This window comes from Rahnella sp. WP5 (genome assembly GCF_000745615.1).
GTDB lineage: Bacteria > Pseudomonadota > Gammaproteobacteria > Enterobacterales > Enterobacteriaceae > Rahnella > Rahnella aceris.
The window spans coordinates 17,725-37,945 of record NZ_JQJR01000016.1 but is presented as its reverse complement, the minus strand read 5'-3'; the positions used below and the strand labels follow the sequence as shown (position 1 = coordinate 37,945).

The window sequence follows — 20,221 nt, the reverse complement described above, 5'->3', positions numbered from 1 at the left end:
CATGAATAATTTGCGCTTGTGGAATATACACTACCTGCGGATTATGGATGTGTAAACATCTGGATGGCTAAACAGGAATTTAAAAGATGACGATACTGAATCACACTCTGGGTTTTCCACGCGTTGGTCTGCGTCGTGAACTTAAAAAAGCACAAGAAAGCTACTGGGCAGGCAATTCCACTCAGGAAGAACTGCTGGCAACCGGACGTGAACTTCGCGCCCGTCACTGGAAGCAACAAGCTGAAGCAGGCGTGGATTTGGTGCCGGTGGGCGATTTCGCCTGGTACGATCACGTACTGACCACCAGCCTGTTGCTGGGCAACGTACCGGCCCGTCATCAGAATGCCGACGGCTCTGTTGATCTCGATACTTTATTCCGCCTTGGCCGTGGCCGTGCACCGACCGGTAAACCGGCTGCCGCGGCGGAAATGACCAAATGGTTTAACACCAACTATCACTACATGGTACCGGAGTTCGTGAAAGGTCAGAAATTCAAACTGGCCTGGACACAACTGCTGGAAGAAGTGGACGAAGCGCTGGCGCTCGGCCACAAAGTGAAACCTGTTCTGCTGGGGCCGCTGACCTATATGTGGCTCGGCAAAGTGAAGGGCGAACAGTTTGACCGTCTTTCCCTGCTCAACGATATTCTGCCTGTATATCAGCAGGTTCTGGCTGAACTGGCAAAACGCGACATCGAATGGGTGCAGATTGACGAACCGGCTCTGGTTCTGGAACTGCCGCAGGAATGGCTGGATGCGTACAAACCGGCTTACACCGCGCTGGAACAGAGCAAAACTAAACTGCTGCTGACCACTTATTTCGACAGCGTCGGGCACAACCTCGACACCCTTCGCCAGTTACCGGTTCAGGGGCTGCATATTGATGCTGTTGCCGGTCGTGACGATCTGCAAACCGTCATCAACGCGCTGCCAAAAGACTGGCTGATTTCTCTGGGGGTCATCAATGGCCGTAACGTCTGGCGCGCGGATCTCAGTACCTGGTTTGACCGTCTGAAGCCACTGGTTGAAGACCGTAAAATCTGGATTGGCAGTTCCTGTTCACTGCTGCACAGCCCGATCGACTTAAGCGTCGAAAGCCGTCTGGATGAAGAAGTGAAAAGCTGGTTCGCCTTCGCCCTGCAAAAATGTGCCGAACTGGCGTTGCTGACCGCTGCCCTGAACAATCCCACCGCCGAAGCGCAGCAAAAACTGGCGGAATACAGCGCGCCAATCCGCGCCCGTCGTGAATCCACCCGAGTAAACAATGCGGCCGTCGGTAAACGTGTTGCCGCGATTACTGCTGCGGATATTGAGCGTCAGCATGTTTACACCGAACGCGCCAAAGCGCAGCGTGCCCGTTTCAACCTGCCGGCATGGCCGACCACAACCATCGGTTCATTCCCGCAAACCACGGAAATCCGCGGCCTGCGTCTGGACTTTAAACAAGGCCGTCTGGATAACACTAAATACCGTACCGGTATCAGTGAGCATATTAAGCAAGCCATCAAAGAACAGGAACGTCTGGGTATCGACGTGCTGGTTCACGGCGAAGCTGAACGTAACGACATGGTGGAATACTTCGGTGAACATCTGGACGGTTTTGTATTCACGCAAAACGGCTGGGTACAGAGCTACGGTTCACGTTGTGTGAAACCTCCGGTCATTATCGGCGACGTCAGCCGCCCGGAAGCGATCACCGTAGAGTGGGCGAAGTACGCGCAGTCTCTGACCGAAAAACCGGTGAAAGGCATGCTGACCGGCCCGCTTACGATCCTGTGCTGGTCCTTCCCGCGTGAAGATGTCAGCCGCGAAACGATCGCCAAACAAATCGCGCTGGCACTGCGTGATGAAGTCGAAGATCTGGAAAAAGCCGGTATCGGCATCATCCAGATTGACGAACCGGCACTGCGTGAGGGCCTGCCACTGCGTCGGTCTGAATGGAATGCGTACCTGCGCTGGGCAGTGGATGCGTTCAAACTCAATGCCGCAATTGCCCGTGACGACACGCAGATCCATACCCACATGTGTTACTGCGAGTTCAACGACATCATGGATTCCATCGCCGCGCTGGATGCTGACGTGATCACCATCGAAACCTCGCGTTCCGATATGGACTTGCTGGAGTCGTTTAAAGATTTCGAATATCCGAACGAAATCGGGCCGGGCGTTTACGACATTCACTCGCCAAATGTGCCCAGTGTGGAATGGATTGAAGACCTGCTGCGTAAAGCTGCAGATCGTATTCCGGCAGAACGCCTGTGGGTCAACCCGGACTGCGGCCTGAAAACCCGTGGCTGGCCGGAAACCCGCGAGTCGCTGGAAAACATGGTGAAAGCCGCCAGGCGTCTGCGTGCTGAGAAAGCCTGAGTGAACGCTCTCTAGATTTACGTTGTGTTGTTGCTGAAACGTTTGGGGCACTCCGGTGCCCCCTTTTTATTTCAGTTTTTTGCGTCCCCGGATGATCTGCCAAAAATAATGCGTCGCTACCAGGGTGATGCCGATATCTTTCAACCCCCGGAAAAACAGCTGATGGGTATCCATGACGGTGCCATTGCTCAGGTAATATAGACCCGAGGCGCTTTGTGCGGCAAAGCCCAGTGCAGCGGCGATCAAACCCGCCCGATACCACACCGGCATCAGCAGCATCCGCTTATTGAAAGCACAGATAAAAATGACGCTGACGGTGAGCATATCCATCACGGTCAGCGCCAGCAGGCCGATCCATTCCACCGTCATGGTTTATCTCCTGTGTCGGGTTTCATGCGGGTCCGGGAACGAGGCTTTTTCAGTGGCGTGTGCTGATGCTTTTTATTGAAGCCAAAAGCAGCACGTTGAAGTTCCTCGGCAATCTCCAGAATGTCGTCGTCTTCCCGGCGGTTGAAGAAATTCGCCAGCCAGGCAATCATGCCGACGCTGACGACGCCAAGCCCGTACCCCAGCCCCATCGCATTCACCGCCTGATTAAAATTCATCCCCAGCCAGCCGGAAACCAGCCCGCCCAGTGCAAATGCTGCACCTACGCTGATACTGCTGATGATGACACCAGCCGACACCGGGCCATGCTGATGCAGCCTTTTAGGTTGCCAGAAAAAAGAGAGACTTAGTCCGCCGAACAGACCGGCGAAAGAGGCCAGGATCTGGCTGAGCAGAAAGCTTTCTGTGGTTTCAAATACGATGGGTGTCATGTTGATACCCCCTTAAACCAGTTCCAGAGCTTGCAGATGATGCCTGTCGCTGGCGAGTCCGAATCCATGAACAGATCACGTTCCGCTTCGCGACGGACCAGCAATCCATGATCCGGGAGATCGCCCACTTTGTCCCAGTTCAGAAACTCACCAGCGGCCTGCTGAAACTGACCTTCGTTGAGATATTTCAGCAGGTGAGAGCTTTCCAGCGAGCCGACGCCAAGGTTGTAGGTAAACGACACCAGCGCATCAAATTGATTTTGTGTCAGTTCAACGGTCACCAGGTTATTCACGCCTTTTTCACTGATCCCAACATCGTTACGCAACAGCGCTATGGCTTTCGCCTGCGTGATGCCATGAGGAAATGCTTCATTCGGGAGGATCAGGTGCCCGTAACCAATGGTCAGCCTGTTTGCCTGATCCCGATATTCGTTTAAACGTAGCCCTTCGAACTTTTCAATCAGCCCGAGTTCGTTCTGACTTACCGACATTGATTCACGCATTGGTTGTGCCCTCAGTGGATACCTGCAGGTTCTGACCCGGCGTCCCCGTGCCATTGCCGCATCAGTCCGTCCTCTGAAAGTGACACATGCCCGTGACGCTTTACAGGTGGAACCCTTCCGCCTGAAGGCTGCACCGGATGTGCAACGCCTGGCGGGGCGGAATTTCCATCTTCTTCCGCAAATTTTGGTCTTGTTTTTCTTTCTCCGGCGCAGATTCGCTATCATGGTGTGATTCTGCTGAAAGGTAGCCTGACCATGACCCATCTGCTTTTTCCCCTTTTAACGCCAGTACTTGAACATCCGCACGGTATCCGCCAGGTGTATTTTGCCGGTGCTCAGCATTCCGTGCCTGAACTGTCCTATCAGGTCGATTTCCCCCGGCTGGAACTGATTCTGGAAGGGGAGCAGATGATGAAATGCGAGGACGAACAGGGGAACAATCAGGATGTCCGCATGCTGGCGGGCGATGTGTTGTTCATTCCCGCTAAAGGCTGGAACAGCCCGCAATGGCAAGAACCGGTACGCACGCTGACTCTGTTATTTGGCAAGCAGCAACTGGGCTTTAGTCTGCTGAACTGGGATGGCGCGCAGTTTACGTCCGGCGAAAAAGGCAATGTGGGCAGACGCGGGCCGCGCGTGGGGGCGTTTATGTTGCAGGCATTAAACGAACTGGCCTGGCACCGCAGCGATCAGACTACGGCGCAGTTTCTGGTGAAAGGGTTGTTGAGCCACGCGCTGGACTTGTTCAGTTCCTTTGTGAAAACTGCCTCGCGCAGTCAGGCGCTTTTTGAGGCCGTTCGCCAGTATATCGAAGAACATTACCGCGAGCCGCTGACCCGCGATTCTGTCGCTAAGGCTTTCTATATTTCGCCAAATTACCTGTCGCATTTATTCCAGAAAAGCGGCGGTATCGGGCTGAACGAATACCTGAATTATGTCCGCCTTGAACAGGCGAAGAACTTGTTGAAAGGCTACGACATGAAAGTGAGGGAAGTGGCGCACGCCTGTGGCTTTGTCGACAGTAACTATTTTTGCCGCCAGTTCAGGAAAAGCACTGAGCGTTCTCCGTCAGAATACCGGCGGCAATACCGTAGCCAGTTGGAAAATAGGACGTCGTAATCGTCAGGGCAGAACGATTTTCGTTCCCTGAGGCGAGGTGGCGAGTTTCTTTACGGCAGCCATCACTTTCTCCGGCGTGCGTAAAAAGGTGTGGATGCCGGTCTGGACGCAACGGCTGTGCGCAAATCGCTCACCGTTTTCCAGTTGAATTTCAGTGACTAAAAGCACAACATCGGCCTGAGCAATGTCGGTTTCTGACAGTGCATTTTCGAGGCCCAGCGCACCCTGAGTTTCAACTTTTACCGGCCATTTTTCGTGCTGACACAGTTTTTCCAGCTTTTCTGCCGCCATATAAGTATGCGCCACACCGCTGATACAGGCGGTTACTGCGACCAGTTTGAGCGACATAGTGTTTCCCCTGATTAAGAAAATTTATCCACCGAGCGTCACGGTATAACCGTATTTTTCGGCCATCGCATAAAACGGCGCAATAGCTGCGGCATCCGGTGCCGTCGTCTTATACATTGAATACGCTTTATCCAGTAACGGATACTTCGCTTCGCCGTATTTGTGAAAGGGCAGCAGATGGATTTCAGTTAAATTGAAGGGCTGCAGGAAATCCAGAATTTGTTGCATATTTTCAAGAGTTAACGTGAAACCGGGGATCAACGGCAGGCGGGGCAGCAGCTTAACGCCGCGTCGTGCCAGCGCCGTGAAATTCTGCAACACACGCGGCTGATCCATATTGAGCACTGCTCGTGCCTGAGCGGGATCCATTATCTTGAAGTCATACAATACCTGATCGCAGTGATCGGCGAGCGCCAACAGGTGGCCCAGCGGTGCATCGCCCGCCGTTTCGATCGCTGTCGGAATGCCTAAGGCCTGCAATTCCCTGAGCAACTCACCGGCAAATGTGTATTGCATCAGCACTTCGCCGCCGGAAAGCGTGACACCACCGCCCGACGAGCGGAAAAAAATCTCATCCTTGAGCAGGCGCGTCATTAAGTCCGGCAGCGTAATATCTTCGCCGACATACTCCATTGCACCACTCGGACATTCGTTCGGATCCTGCAAACAGGTGCGGCAGTTCAGGCATTTTGCCTGCCTTTTGATGACCTGAATGCGTGGTGACATCGATTCAGGGTTGGCGCACCACGGACAGCGGTGGGGGCAACCTTTGAAGAAAACCAGGGTACGGATACCCTGGCCATCATTGAGTGAAAAACGCTGAATGTTGAAGATGCGCCCGCGTCTTTCCGTTGCTTCCATAACAGGGATCCGCAGGTCAGAGCTGGTGCGCGGTGCGGCCGATAATGTCATCCTGGATCTCCTTTGACAGCTCAACAAAGAACGCGCTGTATCCCGCCACCCTGACGACCAGCCCCGCAAAATCCTGTGGACGTTTTTGCGCTTCGCGAAGCTGCTCAGCATTCACCACGTTGAACTGAACATGCTGCAACTTCAGACGGGTGAACGCACCGAGGAAATCGGCCAGTTTATTCAGCCCCTGCGGGCCTTCAAGCGTTGATGGCGTGAACTTCACATTCAGCAGCGTACCGTTGGAGAGCAGTGTATTGTCGAGTTTACTGACGGATTTCAGTACCGCCGTTGGCCCCTGATGATCCTGGCCCAACATTGGCGAAAGTCCGCCATCTGCCAGTTGTTCACCGGCAAAACGGCCATCCGGCGTTGCACCGACTACCGCACCTAAAGGTACGTGTGCGGAAACAGTATAAGAACCCGGCGTAAACTGACCACCGCGTGGATTGCGATACTGCTCGACTTCCTTACAGTAAAAACGCAGCAAATCTGCACTGATCAAATCGACTTCATCAATGTCGTTGCCATACTTCTCAAAGCGGTTGATCAGACGGGCACGAATGGCGCGGCCTTCCTCGCTGGCAAAATTCTCTTTCAGCGAAGCCAGTAATTCATCAAAGGTCAGGCGTTGCTGATCAAACACCATGCCTTTCAGCGCATGCAGGGAATCGCTGAGGTTGGCGATGCCGATGCCCTGAACACCGGAAAAATTATAACGTGCGCCGCCAGCGGTAATGTCTTTGCCGCTGTCCAGACAACCTGTAATAAAGGAGGACAGCAGCGGAACCGGTGCCCAGTCGCGGTGGCCGATATCGCAGATATTGCTGCCCTGCGCCATCAGCCTGACGTAATGGCTGATTTTCCGGCGGATCTGTTCCACCAGCTCAGGATAAGTAATCGCGGTGTTTCCTTCATTTTCATGCAGCGTCAGTTCCATGACTTTCAACAGGTTAAACATGGCAATATCGTGCAGCCCGTAGGTTTTGCCAGGGATGGATAATTCCACGCAGCCTACTACCGCATAATCCCGCGCATCCTCGAGGCGCACGCCACGATTGAGAAATGCCGGAACCACCACTTCATCATTAAAAATTTGTGGAATGCCGGTGCCGAGGCGGATTGTTTCGGCGGTTTTCAGCAGGAACGGGCGGTCGATCAGTTCATTGACTCTCACGCCAAGGTTGGGCTGTGGCAGACAAATACTCTGATAGGCATCCAGGCACAGGAACGACAGCACATTGACGGCGCTGCGTCCGGTGTCGGTCAGACCGCCGAGTAAAATGGTGTAACCCGTCGGGAATCCGGCGAAGTAACGTGCGCTGGACGACGAGCGCAGCAGCACGATGTCGTTGCATTTAACCCACAGGCTTTCCAGCAGTTCTTTAAGAAACGCCGGGGATTCGCCGTGGGACAGCGAGTGCTGATAGAACGGCAGCATGTACTGATCGAAGCGCCCGAGGGACAGCGAACTGGCATTGGATTCGTATTGCAAAATGATATTCATATACCAGAACAGCTGGCAGGCCTGATAGAAATCCTGCGGCTTATGGCCGGAAATATGTCGCGAAATGCGGGCAATACGCGCCAGTTCTTGTTTTCTTGAGTCGTTCTGACAGACTTCTGCTAACTCTTCTGCCAGCGCGGCGTAGCGCAAAATATGCCGCTGTGCTGCCTGCAGTGTAATCAGCGCTGCCTGATAAAAGGCATTATCCGGTGCGCCGGCAACGTGTTGCTGAAGTTCTGAAACTAAGTTATCCAGGCCCGAATTCAGCAGACGGGGATAATCGATAATGATGTGCCCCTGACCTTTGTCAGTCTGGTTGATACTGAAAATCTGCGTCTGAGTGGCCGCTTTCACTTCTTCCGGCATCTGGCTGTTAATGAAATCCTTCATCGAATGCGATTCCCAGTAAGGGAAAAGCTGCCTGCGGTAAATCTGTTTATCCTGCTCAGAAATGTTGAAACGGTCCTGCGGACGGGTGGGAAACGTGTCCAGCTCTTTCAGCAGCCAGCAGGGGTCCATTTCAGGGGAGATGATCCCCGCACGTGGTTTGACCGTACGGTTACCGACAATCAGCTCGTCTTCACGCAAGGCAATCTCAATGTTATCCAGAATGTATGCCGTGGCTTTCGCGCGGCGCAAAAGCGTGGGTTCGCCTTCTGTGCTGCGGTGACTTTCGGTATACAGCAGGGCACGTTCCAGCGAGATTTCACGCGGGCTGGCGAAAAGTGCGGCTTTAAGACGTTCTGTGCGGGAAGTCATCTCGTTCTCCTTGGGATCAATCCGTGACAGCAGCTTTGGCGAGATGCGCTGCGATTTTTTCCATGATGGCATCTGCGCGTTTTACAGCATCGCTGATGGCCACGCGCACCGTCACTTTGCCTTTGAAACGCTCTTCCTGTTTGATACCGATGTCTTTGGTCAGGATCACGATGTCGGCGGCCGCCACATCTTCCGGCGTCAGTTCGTTTTCCAGACCGATTGAACCCTGCGTTTCAACTTTGCATTCCCAGCCTTTAGCTTTTGCCGCACGTTCAATCGCTTCAGCCGCCATATAAGTATGAGCAACACCGGACGGGCACGCGGTGACAGCAATAATGTGAGTCATGATGTTTTCCTTTGGGTTCAGTTAATTTCGAAGTCCAGATCAAGGTCAGATTCCTGACGCGTTTTTGCCGACTGCTTTTTGGCGGCCAGATATTTCAGCGTGTTGACGCACAGTGCAGTGACAACCATGCCGACCAGCAGCGCGCCGATATACCCCAGTTTTTCCTGCACGACCGGCAGTACAATCAGCCCGCCCCAGCCGGCATAGCATTGCGCGCCAACCAGGGCGGCAGTCACCGCCGCACAAGCAGAACCGAACATGATGGAAGGAATGACACGCAACGGATCAGCGGCGGCAAAAGGTATGGCGCCTTCGGTGATACCGACACAGCCCATCAGCATGGCGGCTTTGCCCGCTTCGCGCTCTTCGGTGGAATAGTATTTACGGCCAATCAGCGTGGCAAAGCCCAGCCCCAGCGGCGGTGTTGCGATAGCCACGGCGGCAATCGCCACCACGGTATACACGCCCTGTGCCACGCAAATCAGCATGAAAGCGTAGGCCACTTTATTAACAGGCCCGCCCATGTCGAAGGCCAGCATCAGCCCCATGATGATGGCGAGCACAATAATGCTGCCCTGCTGCATGCCTTGTAGCCAGTGAGTCAGGGAGGTGGTCAACAAACCAACCGGTTCGCCCAGTCCCCACATCATGACTCCCGCAGTCAGCAGGGTGCCGATAATCGGGATCACGAAGATCGGCATCACCGAGCGCAGGATCTTCGGTACGCGGATCTTCTTAAGATAGAAAACGATAATGCCGCCCAGCAAACCGGCGATGATCGCGCCAAAAAATCCTGCGCCGAATGAGGCGCCGACCCAGGCGCCGATTGCCGAAGGGGCGAGCGCGGAACGGTCAGAGATGGAATAACCGATATAAGCCGCCAGAAAAGGCACCATCAGGGTTAAACCGGCGACGCCGATATCAAATAACTTTTTCAGGTTCGGATCGGTTGCCGCGTCCGGTACGGCACCTTTGCCATACAGCATCACCGAGACCGCCAGCAAAATGCCACCCGCGACCACAAAGGGGATCATATGAGACACGCCAGTCATCAGATGCTGGCGGGTATTTTTTAGAATATTGAGTAAGTCTTTCATGATGAACTCCACGAAAACCGGTGTCGGGCTGAAAATCGCAAATATCAGGGTTTCATTTCAAAAACCGCAGATACAGAAAGGCTATCGACCTCAACAATAGGCTGCTGGCTGTGGCGCTCATAGTGGACAAATTTGTGTTTTACTGGACTTTTGTAATGTCCTCACAAAAATGCGAGCCGGTTCAAATAACCCGAGACAATACGCGGTTTAGTGACGGTAGTGGCGCGTGAGCTGGCTCGCAAAAAACGATACACATTACATTTATCCAGTGTTTGTCATTTTTGTCTGGTAGCTATCGAATCCGCCTGACTCTTATGCTGCAAGGAGCCGGTGCATTACACCGGAATTTGGGATGAGGATTCAGAAATGGCCAAGAAGTTGAGCTTCACCTGCATGTTGGTAAATGGTGTTCACGCCCGCCCGGCCAGCCATATTGAAACGCTGTGCAACAGTTTCGGGTCTGGATTTAAGTGGCACAATGGGCGTACTGACCGCATTGCAGATGGTAAAAGTGTCCTTTCACTGATTGGTGCCGATATTCTGTTTAACGATGAATGTCACGTGACCATTGAAGGGAATGACGAAGATGCCGCACATGCTGCGCTGGCACATTTCATTAAACATCAGTTGCCTCATTGCGATGAAGCCCTGCCTGAGCCTGATGAAAACGCTGAATTTGAGCCGCTTCCTGAATCCCTGATGCATCTTTCTCCGCTGGTTTTCCGCGCCCGTTCAGTCAGTGAAGGCTGTGCGCTGGGGAAACTGGTCAGCCTGTCGAATGTGAATCTGGCGACACTCAGGGATCTACCGGAATCTCAGGGTAAAGATAAAGAACAAAGTCTGCTTTCCACCGGAATGGCACAGCTTGAAAAATCACTCGAATTACAGCTGATGGCGGACAACGGGACGATCACGGCAGTGCTGGAAGCGCACCGTTCTTTGCTGCGTGATAACAGCCTGCGGGAAGCCTTGCTGAGCCGCGTGGCGCAAGGCCGGAGCTGTGCGCAAAGCATTGTCGACACCGCCGCGCATTTCAGCTTGCAGCTCGCACAATCCTCCAGCGCCTATTTGCGTGAACGCGAGCTGGATATTCGTGATGTCAGCTTCCAGCTTTTGCAGCAAATCTATGGCGAGGAGCGTTTTCCTTCCCAGCAGGCACTGAGCGAAGCCAGTATTTGTCTGGCAGATGAACTGACGCCAAGTCAATTTCTCGAACTGGATAAAGCACACCTGAAGGGGCTGTTGCTCGGCAGCGGAGGCAGTACGTCGCATACCGTGATCCTTGCCCGATCGTTCAATATTCCTGCACTCGTTGGCGTTGATCCACAGCCACTTCAGGCTTATTTGCAGCAGAATGTGCAGATCGACGGCGATCTCGGGCTGATTGTCTGTGCGCTCAGCGAACCGGTGCGCCGTTATTATCGTCAGGAACAGGCGGTGCATCAGGCGCTGCGTGAACAGCAAAGTGAGTATCTCAATAAACCGGGGTATACCGCTGACGGTGTGCGCCTTGAAGTGGCGGCCAATATTGCCCACTCGGTCGAAGCCAGCGCGGCGTTTGGCAATGGGGCAGAAGCTGTCGGACTGTTCCGTACAGAAATGCTGTATATGGATCGCGCCAGCGCTCCTTCCGAAGATGAGTTGTACAACATTTATTGTCAGGCTACGGATGCGGCCAACGGCAAAACCATCATTATCCGCACCATGGATATCGGTGGCGATAAACCAGTTCATTATCTGAACATTCCTGCCGAAAACAACCCGTTCCTCGGTTATCGCGCCGTGCGTATTTATCAGGAATACCTGCCGTTATTCCATACGCAGTTGCGCGCGATCCTGCGCGCCTCGGCGCACGGATCGCTGAAAATCATGATCCCGATGATCTCCTCTATGGAAGAGATCTTATGGGTGAAAGATCAACTGGCTGAAGTCAGGCAGTCGTTGCGCAGTGAGCAAGTGCCTTTTGATGAAAAAATTCAGCTTGGGATCATGCTGGAAGTGCCGTCGGTGATGTTCATCATCGATCAGTGTTGCGAAGAGATTGATTTCTTTAGCATCGGCAGTAATGACCTGACGCAGTATCTGCTGGCGGTCGACCGTGATAACGCGAAAGTGACACGCCATTACAACAGCCTGAATCCGGCCTTCCTGCGCGGCCTCGACCACGTTGTGCGCGAAGTGCATCGCCACGGTAAATGGATTGGTTTATGCGGTGAACTGGGCGCGAAAGGCTCGGTATTGCCGCTGCTGGTCGGGCTGGGGCTTGATGAAATCAGCATGAGTGCACCGTCGGTTCCTGTGACCAAAGCACGGCTGGCCAAACTCGACAGCCGCGAATGTCGGCTGCTGCTGAACCGCGCCATGCAGTGTCGCACGTCGCTGGAAGTCGAACACCTGCTGGCGCAGTTCAGGATGGCGGTCAACGATGCCCCGTTGATTACGGCGGAATGTGTGGCGCTTAATGCTGACTGGCGCAGTAAAGAAGAAGTGATTAAAGGCATGGTGGATAACCTGATGCTGGCAGGGCGTTGCCGTTATCCGCGCAAACTCGCCGCCGATGTCTGGGCGCGCGAAGCCGTATTTTCCACCGGCCTCGGGTTTGGCTTTGCGATACCGCACACCAAATCAGAACACATTGAGCAATCGACTATCAGCGTCGCGAAACTCCCGCAACCGGTGCGGTGGGGCGATGAAGAAGCGCAGTTTGTCATCATGCTGACTCTCAATAAACACGCTGCAGGCGATCAGCATATGCGGATTTTCTCAAAGCTGGCGCGACGGATTATGCATGACAGTTTCCGTGATGCGCTGATGCATTCCACCACCGCAGCACAGATTGAAGCGCTGCTTAAACAAGAACTGGAACTCTGACAGGAGAGAATATGGAACTTTATCTGGATACGGCTGATATCAGTGCAGTAAAACGTTTATCGCGGATTTTACCGTTACAGGGTGTGACCACCAATCCGAGCATTGTGGCTAAATCGCAGACTTCCCTGTGGGAGGTTTTGCCCGCGCTTCGTGATGCATTAGGTGGTGAAGGGAAACTGTTTGCACAAGTGCTGGCGAATCAGACCGAACAGATAGTGGAAGAAGCTGAACTGCTGCATTCCCGCGTGCCGGGGCTGGTGGTCAAAGTGCCCGTCACCGCCGCCGGGCTGGCAGCGATTAAGATCTTACGTACCCGCAAAATTCCAACGCTGGGAACCGCGGTGTATGGTGCCGGGCAGGGACTCCTGTCGGCGCTGGCCGGGGCAGAATATGTCGCGCCGTATGTTAACCGGCTGGATGCCCAGGGGGGAGATGGCATTGCGATGGTGACGGAGTTGCAGCAATTGCTGTCCCTGCATGCGCCGCATGCCAAAGTGCTGGCCGCCAGTTTTAAAACGCCGCGTCAGGTTCTGGCCTGTCTGCTGGCAGGTTGTCAGTCGGTCACTATCCCGGTGGACGTAGCGGAGCAATTTATCAGTGCGCCTGCGGTACAGGCGGCTGTCGATAAATTTGAACAAGACTGGCAGGGTGCCTTTGGGCAGTTGTCGCTGTAACGGGTTAACTTCCCGTAAAAAGCCCGGCAGGAAAAACCTGTCGGGCTTTTGTCATTCTGGTCCGTGTCCTTTTACTGCACGCCATACTTTTTATTGCTTAACCCCATACTGCGCAAAGAAATCCAGCATCCGTTGCCAGCCGTCGGCGGCGGCTTCAGCGTGGTAACTCGGGCGATAATCGGCGTTAAACGCGTGGCCCGCTTCCGGATATACCACGATTTCCGCCGTAGCATTGGCTGCGCGAATGGCCTGACGCATGGTTTCAATGGTATCCAGAGGAATGCTGGAATCTTCTGCGCCGTATAAACCCAGAACCGGTGCATCCAGCGCGGCGGCGCGGTCAACCGGATTTGACGGGCTGGTCAGCGTTTTATCGCCGACCAGTTTGCCGTACCACGCCACGCCCGCTTTCAGCTGCGGATTGTGCGCCGCGTACAGCCAGGTGATGCGCCCGCCCCAGCAGAAACCTGTGATGCCTAATTTAGAAATGTCCCCGCCATGTTGTGATGCCCAGTGTGCAGTGTGATCGAGATCTGCAAGCACCTGCTGATCCGGCACTTTACTGACCAGTTTAGCGAAAAGCTCACTGATTTCAGTGTAGTCACGCGGGTCACCCTGCCGGAAGTACAACTCCGGCGCGATGGCCATATAACCCTGTTTCGCCAGACGGCGGCAGATATCCTGAATGTGTTCGTGTACACCAAAAATCTCCTGCACCACCAGCACGATCGGCAATTTACCTGTGAACTGCTCCGGACGGGCGAGGTAGGCGGGCATATCTTCGCCCTGCGAGGGTATGGTGGTCTGGCCTGCGTGCAGCCCGTCGGTATCGGTATGGATAGTGGTGCTGGCGACGGGAGTGACGGCAGGGGCAAAGCTGGTCGGAGCCTGTTTCAGGGTAAGCAATTCTTCTTTTTTCATTGGGGTCTCCAGGCAAGTGTCCATACGAAAATCTGTGGCTATGGATTAAAACTATAGCCGGAAAGCATGAACAGCAAGGCGCAAGAGATGTTCTATAGTTAAAAGTTAATCAGGAAAGTCATCATGGAAGATTTACAGAACGTCTACAGAACACCCGAAACCTTTGTCGAGGAGCTATGTTCAATGTCAAAATCACCCTCTAAAGTGACCAAGAAAAGCGAGTCAAAATCGGTAAGCCGCGCCCCCGCCACGGGCATTGAATCTTCACAGCCAGGCCTGGGGGATCTTGCGCCCGGCGATCGTATTTATCAGCCTTCACCACAACCGACACCGCCAGGAAAAGAACCGACAGCGTCCGGCAGTGCGAAGAGTCCGGAAAATACCAATGCCAAACTCGATGCATTAGAACGCCACCGCAAAAATGGTGAAAAACAGCCGCTGACCACCAATCAGGGCACCAAAATCTCTGATGATCAGAACTCGCTGAAAGCCGGAAACCGTGGCCCGACACTGCTTGAAGATTTCATTCTCCGTGAAAAAATTACTCACTTCGACCATGAGCGGATTCCCGAACGTATCGTTCATGCGCGGGGCGCTGCGGCGCACGGTTATTTCCAGCCCTATCGCAGTATGAAGGCAGTGACCAAAGCCAGCTTCCTCTCTGATCCTAAAAAGAAAACGCCGGTATTTGTGCGTTTCTCTACCGTTCAGGGTTCCCGCGGTTCGGCAGATACCGTGCGTGATATCCGCGGCTGGGCGACCAAGTTTTATACCGATGAAGGCATTTACGACCTGGTCGGTAACAATACACCGGTGTTCTTCATTCAGGATGCCCATAAATTCCCTGATTTTGTGCATGCGGTAAAACCCGAACCGCATAACGAAATCCCGCAGGGGGCGAGTGCGCACGATTCCTTCTGGGATTACGTGTCCCTGCAACCGGAAACCCTGCATAACGTGTTCTGGGCGATGTCTGACCGGGGCATTCCGCGCAGTTACCGCACGATGGAAGGTTTTGGCATCCATACTTTTCGTTTCGTGAATGCGAAAGGCAAAGCCACTTTTGTGCGTTTCCACTGGAAACCGCTGGCCGGAAAAGCCTCTTTGTTATGGGATGAAGCGCAGAAACTGGCCGGGAAAGATGCCGATTTCCACCGCCGTGATTTGTGGGAAGCCATCGAAGCCGGAGATTATCCGGAATACGAACTGGGTGTGCAGTTGATCCCGGAAGAAGATGAATTCAAATTTGATTTCGACCTGCTCGACCCGACCAAACTCATCCCTGAAAAACTGGTGCCGGTAGAACTGATCGGCAAAATGGTGCTCAACCGTAACCCCGATAATTTCTTTGCTGAAACCGAGCAAGCCGCGTTCCACCCGGGGCACATTGTGCCGGGCATAGATTTCACCAATGATCCGCTGTTGCAGGGGCGACTGTTCTCTTACACCGACACGCAAATCAGTCGTCTGGGCGGGCCTAATTTCCATGAAATTCCGATTAACCGGCCGACGTGCCCTTTCCATAACTTCCAGCGTGACGGCATGCACCGTCAGGACATTGATACGAATCCGGCGAACTACGAGCCGAATTCCATCAACAATAACTGGCCGAGGGAAACACCTCCGGCAGCGTCCGGCGGTGGCTTTGAAAGTTATCCTGAACGGGTTGATGCAGAAAAAATCCGTCAGCGCAGCCCGTCATTTGCCGAATATTATGCCCATCCTCGCCTGTTCTGGCTGAGCCAGACAACAGCGGAGCAGGATCATATTATCGGCGCTTTCTCATTTGAATTATCGAAGGTGGCGCGGCCGTATATCCGCGAGCGGGTCGTGGATCTGTTAGCGCATGTTGATCAGACGCTGGCGCAGAAAGTGGCGAAAAATCTGGGTATTACCCTTTCCGCTGACACCCTGAAGATCAAACCGCCGAAGCCCGTGAATGGGCTGAAAAATGATCCGTCGCTGAGTTTGTATGCCAGCGGTAAAGGCACGATCAAAGGGCGGCAGGTGGCGATATTGCTGGGTGAAGGTGTGAATGCGGCGGATGTTCTGGAAACCTTACAGGCACTTCAGGCCGCTGGCGTTCACCCTAAGCTGCTGGCCAGTCATTTAGGGAGTGTGACTGCCGATGATGGTTCTACGTTGCCGGTTGATGCGACGTTTGCCGGATCGCCTTCCATCACCGTTGATGCAGTGATTGTTCCGCATGGGCATATCGACGCACTGCTGATGAATGGCGATGCACGGCATTATGTGCTCGAAGCCTACAAACACCTGAAAGTGGTGGGGCTAAGTGGCGATGCACGCCGCTTCAAATCGCTGCTGGGGCTGACGGACGATGTGCCGGAAGAGGGCGTTGTGGAAGGTGAAAAAGCAGAAGGAGCGTTGCTGAAGGCGTTTCTGAAAGACATGCTCAAACACCGGATCTGGTCGCGCAGTGCGGCGGCAGATGCCGTTCCTGCCTGATTAACTGTAACTGATAAACAGGCAATCCCCGGCAGCGGAGATTGCCTGTTTAAAATTCCCTCACCCCTCCTTATTTTGTGACTTGAATCACAAAATAAATGTATGTGAAATTCCCGTTGTTACATCATAGTGACGACCGTCACGAAATAACGTCACAATGTTCAGTACAGTTGCCGGGTGTTCCTCCTGCCAATAAATGACCTTACACACAGAGGAGTTTGTTATGTCTCAGCCTGAAGTTTTCCATCTTGGCCTGGCCAAAAAAGATTTAAACGGCGCGACGCTGGCGATTGTTCCCGGCGACCCTGAGCGCGTGGAAAAAATTGCCAAATTGATGGAGAACCCGGTTCGTCTGGCTTCCCACCGCGAATTTACCTCATGGCGTGCTGAGCTTGATGGCAAATCTGTGATTGTTTGCTCAACCGGTATTGGTGGCCCTTCGACCTCTATTGCGGTTGAAGAACTGGCGCAACTGGGGATCCGTACTTTCCTGCGAGTCGGCACAACTGGCGCTATCCAGCCACACATCAATGTCGGTGACGTTCTGGTCACGACCGCTGCCGTTCGCCTTGATGGCGCGAGCCTGCACTTTGCGCCGATGGAATTCCCTGCAGTAGCCGATTTTGCCTGCACCACCGCGCTGGTTGCGGCGGCAGAAGCCGTGGGTGCCGCGACGCACATTGGCGTTACCGCCTCTTCTGACACCTTCTATCCGGGTCAGGAACGTTATGACACTTACTCTGGCCGTGTTGTCCGTCGCTTCAAAGAATCGATGAAAGAGTGGCAGGAAATGGGCGTCATGAACTACGAAATGGAATCCGCGACTCTGCTGACCATGTGTGCAAGCCAGGGCCTGCGCGCGGGGATGGTGGCGGGTGTTATCGTGAACCGCACGCAGCAGGAAATCCCTAATGCGGAAACCATGAAAAAGACTGAAAGTCATGCGGTGAAGATTGTTGTAGAAGCAGCCCGCAGGCTTATTTAGTCCCTATAAAACTAAAACAACCACATCACATCATCACATCAATGGGCTGCCTCTGGCGGCCCATTTTTTTGCCCTGCTAAGCAGATCTGTTAAGGTCATGTTAGTAATCCATCTGGAATAATTGATGAATCTCCTCCCGGAACTCTGACAAAAGGAACTGCATTTTTGACTGTTCACGACCTTCTTGAGTACACCACTACCTTCATCCGTGCCCATCAGGTGTGGGCTGCACCGATCGTTTTCTTTCTGGCTTTTGGTGAGTCTCTGGCATTCCTTTCCCTGCTGCTCCCGGCGACGTTTATCTTGCTGGGACTCGGCGCGCTGATTGGCGAAACCGGTATTCCGTTCTGGCCCATCTGGGCTGCTGCCGCCGCAGGCGCTTTCCTGGGAGACTGGCTTTCTTACTGGATTGGTGCCCGTTATCAGGATCGGGTTGGCAATTTCTGGCCTTTCTCCCGCCATCCGCAAATGCTGGTTCGTGGACATGCTTTCTTTGAAAAATGGGGCATGCCCGGGGCTTTCATTGGCCGCTTCTTTGGCCCGCTTCGTGCCGTTGTGCCACTGGTTGCCGGTATCTGCGGTATGCCGCAAAAATATTTCCAGATTGCGAATGTGACGTCTGCACTCATCTGGGCTTTCGGCATCCTGGCGCCAGGTGCTTTCGGCATTCAGTGGCTGAGCCGCTGGTTTTGAATGCTGCTCTCTGTGGCTGGCTATCGCAAGGGGGCAAATACAGAGAAATTCCTTTTTGGAAGACGTCTCGCAAAGGCTCAATGCAACAGAAAATAGACTGGACATCCATACAGCCTGACATTACCTTGGCCGCAAGAGACTTTAAGAGGGAAATCGCGTGGATATCAGCATCCTGACAGCCCTGGGGGCGGGGTTAATGGGCTTACTCGTAGGTTGGCTTATCGCCAGCCTGCGCCAACAGCAACAGCAGACGGAGTATGAAACGCAGCGCCGTTTGCTGGAACAATCGCTGGAACAGGCTAAAGCGGAAAATGATACGCACAAAAGCGAGCGGCAATCAGGGCAGCAGCAACTGCGCGAGGCTGAACTTGAGCTGCGCAAACTGCATAGCCTGCAGGCGGCCAGTCAGGAAAAATTACAACTGCTTGCCCACTGGCAAAACGAGTGTGAGCAACTGAATCAGGAACTGCGTGCGCAGCGGGAAATCAACAGCGCGCAGGAAGCAGAGTTGCGTGAGGTTTCAACCCGTCTGGATGAAACCCGCATGGCGGCTGAAGAAAAGCAGCGTCTGCTGATTAACAGCGAACAGCGCCTGAGCAGCCAGTTTGAAAATCTGGCTAACCGGATTTTCGAACAAAATGGCCGTCGTGCCGACGAACAGAACAAGCAAAGTCTCGACAAGTTACTGTTGCCGTTGCGCGAGCAACTGGATGGTTTCCGTCGTCAGGTGCAGGACAGCTTTGGGCAGGAAGCCCGTGAACGCCATACGCTGGCGCATGAGATCCGCAATCTGCAGCAACTGAATGTGGAGATGGCCCGTGAAGCCGTCAACCTGACCAAGGCACTGAAAGGTGACAACAAAACGCAGGGCAACTGGGGGGAAGTGGTGCTGAGCCGCGTGCTCGAGGCTTCCGGTTTACGCGAAGGGCATGAGTACCAGACTCAGGTCAGCGTGCAGGTTGACAGCAACAGCCGGATGCAACCTGATGTGGTCGTCAGGTTACCGCAGAATAAAGACGTAGTGATTGATGCCAAAATGACCCTGGTCGCGTATGAGCGCTATTTCAACAGCGAGGATGACAGCGAGCGGGAAGCGGCACTCAATGAACATATTGCCTCGGTGCGCGGACATATCCGCCTGCTCGGGCGCAAAGATTACCAGCAACTTCCCGGTCTGCGCAGCCTCGACTATGTGCTGATGTTTATCCCTGTTGAGCCCGCTTTTCTGCTGGCTATCGACCGTGAGCCAGAATTGATTAGCGAAGCGCTCCGGCACAATATTATGCTGGTCAGCCCGACGACCCTGCTGGTGGCGCTGCGAACGATCAGTAACTTGTGGCGCTATGAGCATCAGAGTCAGAACGCCAAACGTATCGCCGACCGCGCGGCACGTCTTTACGACAAACTGCGGCTGTTTGTGGATGACATGGAGTCGATGGGACAAAGTCTCGACAAAGCGCAGGGAAGTTATCGATCCGCGATGAATAAACTCTCGCAAGGCCGTGGTAATCTTATCGGACAGGTGGAAAGTTTCCGCGCGCTGGGTGTTGAAGTTAAACGGCCTATCAGTCCGTCTCTGGCTGAAATAGCGAAAGCGGAAAATGAACCTGAAGACACCGCATCTCTGCCCGATACCTCTGATGCGGAAGAAGAACAGACGCTGAACCCGGGTGAGTTAACTCCCCACCAGCAGGCATAGCGGTTGAGAGGGCCTGCACTGTATTTGTGATTCAATGCATGAATTTTTGCAATATGTTGAATCACCATCGGTGATGGGGCTTTCGAACGGGTTCTGATACACTTCTCCCCAAGAGTTCGACTGAAAAAGCAGGCATAAAT

The 20,221-nt window shown here is 53.7% G+C and carries 17 protein-coding genes; 8 read left to right on the top strand and 9 right to left on the bottom strand.

The annotated features are described in order from the left end of the window. The first annotated feature begins 86 nt into the window (after nt 1-86). Nucleotides 87-2,366 carry a 5-methyltetrahydropteroyltriglutamate--homocysteine S-methyltransferase gene (gene metE / locus EX31_RS14710; protein ID WP_037035396.1) on the top strand — a complete coding sequence of 760 codons (2,280 nt, stop codon included), beginning with the start codon at nt 87-89 and terminating at the stop codon, nt 2,364-2,366. Between the two features lie 66 nt (nt 2,367-2,432). Here the strand turns inward: metE and EX31_RS14705 are convergent, their stop codons facing one another. The 3 genes from EX31_RS14705 to EX31_RS14695 are packed head-to-tail and all read right to left on the bottom strand — an operon-like array spanning nt 2,433 to nt 3,687. Further along, on the bottom strand, nt 2,433-2,735 hold the full coding sequence (locus EX31_RS14705) for a hypothetical protein (RefSeq protein WP_051931038.1): 303 nt from the start codon (nt 2,733-2,735) through the stop codon (nt 2,433-2,435). Continuing rightward, a complete protein-coding gene (locus tag EX31_RS14700) occupies nt 2,732-3,184 on the bottom strand; it encodes a hypothetical protein (RefSeq protein ID WP_051931036.1) in 453 nt (150 codons plus the stop codon). Before EX31_RS14700 ends, EX31_RS14705 begins: the two co-directional genes overlap by 4 nt. Next, nucleotides 3,181-3,687: a lysozyme gene (locus EX31_RS14695; RefSeq protein WP_051931034.1), complete on the bottom strand. Its 507-nt coding sequence runs from the start codon at nt 3,685-3,687 to the stop codon at nt 3,181-3,183. The genes EX31_RS14700 and EX31_RS14695 overlap by 4 nt, the downstream gene beginning before the upstream one ends. A gap of 255 nt (nt 3,688-3,942) precedes the next feature. Between EX31_RS14695 and EX31_RS14690 the strand changes: the two genes are divergently transcribed. After that, the gene (locus EX31_RS14690; protein ID WP_037035424.1) at nt 3,943-4,806 is read left to right on the top strand and encodes an AraC family transcriptional regulator; all 864 of its coding nucleotides are present in this window, start codon (nt 3,943-3,945) and stop codon (nt 4,804-4,806) included. A 3-nt stretch (nt 4,807-4,809) separates the two neighbouring features. On the opposite strand, the gene EX31_RS14685 is transcribed toward EX31_RS14690, so the two are convergent. The 5 genes from EX31_RS14685 to EX31_RS14665 are packed head-to-tail and all read right to left on the bottom strand — an operon-like array spanning nt 4,810 to nt 9,772. Next, nucleotides 4,810-5,154, bottom strand: a complete 345-nt coding sequence (locus tag EX31_RS14685) for a PTS fructose-like transporter subunit IIB (RefSeq protein ID WP_013577448.1) — start codon at nt 5,152-5,154, stop codon at nt 4,810-4,812. 24 nt (nt 5,155-5,178) lie between these two features. Beyond that, the gene (locus tag EX31_RS14680; RefSeq protein ID WP_037035395.1) at nt 5,179-6,066 is read right to left on the bottom strand and encodes a [formate-C-acetyltransferase]-activating enzyme; all 888 of its coding nucleotides are present in this window, start codon (nt 6,064-6,066) and stop codon (nt 5,179-5,181) included. Beyond that, nucleotides 6,032-8,329: a formate C-acetyltransferase gene (locus tag EX31_RS14675; protein ID WP_037035393.1), complete on the bottom strand. Its 2,298-nt coding sequence runs from the start codon at nt 8,327-8,329 to the stop codon at nt 6,032-6,034. Before EX31_RS14675 ends, EX31_RS14680 begins: the two co-directional genes overlap by 35 nt. Before the next feature lie 16 nt (nt 8,330-8,345). Beyond that, nucleotides 8,346-8,675 (bottom strand): PTS fructose-like transporter subunit IIB, encoded by a 330-nt coding sequence (locus EX31_RS14670; RefSeq protein WP_013577445.1) that lies wholly within the window; start codon nt 8,673-8,675, stop codon nt 8,346-8,348. A 17-nt stretch (nt 8,676-8,692) separates the two neighbouring features. Further along, entirely contained in the window at nt 8,693-9,772 is a 1,080-nt protein-coding gene (locus tag EX31_RS14665; RefSeq protein WP_037035392.1) for a PTS fructose transporter subunit EIIC, read from the bottom strand. A 366-nt stretch (nt 9,773-10,138) separates the two neighbouring features. On the opposite strand from EX31_RS14665, the gene ptsP reads away from it, so the two are divergent. Together ptsP and fsa are read left to right on the top strand one after the other, a co-directional pair. Continuing rightward, nucleotides 10,139-12,643, top strand: a complete 2,505-nt coding sequence (ptsP, locus tag EX31_RS14660; protein WP_037035391.1) for a phosphoenolpyruvate--protein phosphotransferase — start codon at nt 10,139-10,141, stop codon at nt 12,641-12,643. Nucleotides 12,644-12,654: 11 nt separating this feature from the next. After that, entirely contained in the window at nt 12,655-13,317 is a 663-nt protein-coding gene (gene fsa / locus EX31_RS14655) for a fructose-6-phosphate aldolase (protein ID WP_037035390.1), read from the top strand. Between the two features lie 90 nt (nt 13,318-13,407). Here fsa and EX31_RS14650 read toward each other — a convergent pair whose 3' ends face one another. Continuing rightward, nucleotides 13,408-14,238, bottom strand: coding sequence for a dienelactone hydrolase family protein (locus EX31_RS14650; protein ID WP_037035389.1), 831 nt, complete (start codon nt 14,236-14,238; stop codon nt 13,408-13,410). A 183-nt stretch (nt 14,239-14,421) separates the two neighbouring features. On the opposite strand from EX31_RS14650, the gene katE reads away from it, so the two are divergent. From katE to rmuC, 4 genes are all read left to right on the top strand, one after another. Beyond that, nucleotides 14,422-16,704 (top strand): catalase HPII, encoded by a 2,283-nt coding sequence (gene katE / locus EX31_RS14645; RefSeq protein ID WP_197060731.1) that lies wholly within the window; start codon nt 14,422-14,424, stop codon nt 16,702-16,704. A 223-nt stretch (nt 16,705-16,927) separates the two neighbouring features. Next, nucleotides 16,928-17,689, top strand: coding sequence for a uridine phosphorylase (udp, locus tag EX31_RS14640; RefSeq protein ID WP_013577439.1), 762 nt, complete (start codon nt 16,928-16,930; stop codon nt 17,687-17,689). A gap of 165 nt (nt 17,690-17,854) precedes the next feature. After that, entirely contained in the window at nt 17,855-18,382 is a 528-nt protein-coding gene (locus tag EX31_RS14635) for a DedA family protein (protein WP_013577438.1), read from the top strand. 157 nt (nt 18,383-18,539) lie between these two features. After that, nucleotides 18,540-20,081 carry a DNA recombination protein RmuC gene (gene rmuC, locus EX31_RS14630; RefSeq protein ID WP_037035386.1) on the top strand — a complete coding sequence of 514 codons (1,542 nt, stop codon included), beginning with the start codon at nt 18,540-18,542 and terminating at the stop codon, nt 20,079-20,081. Nucleotides 20,082-20,221: the final 140 nt, after the last annotated feature.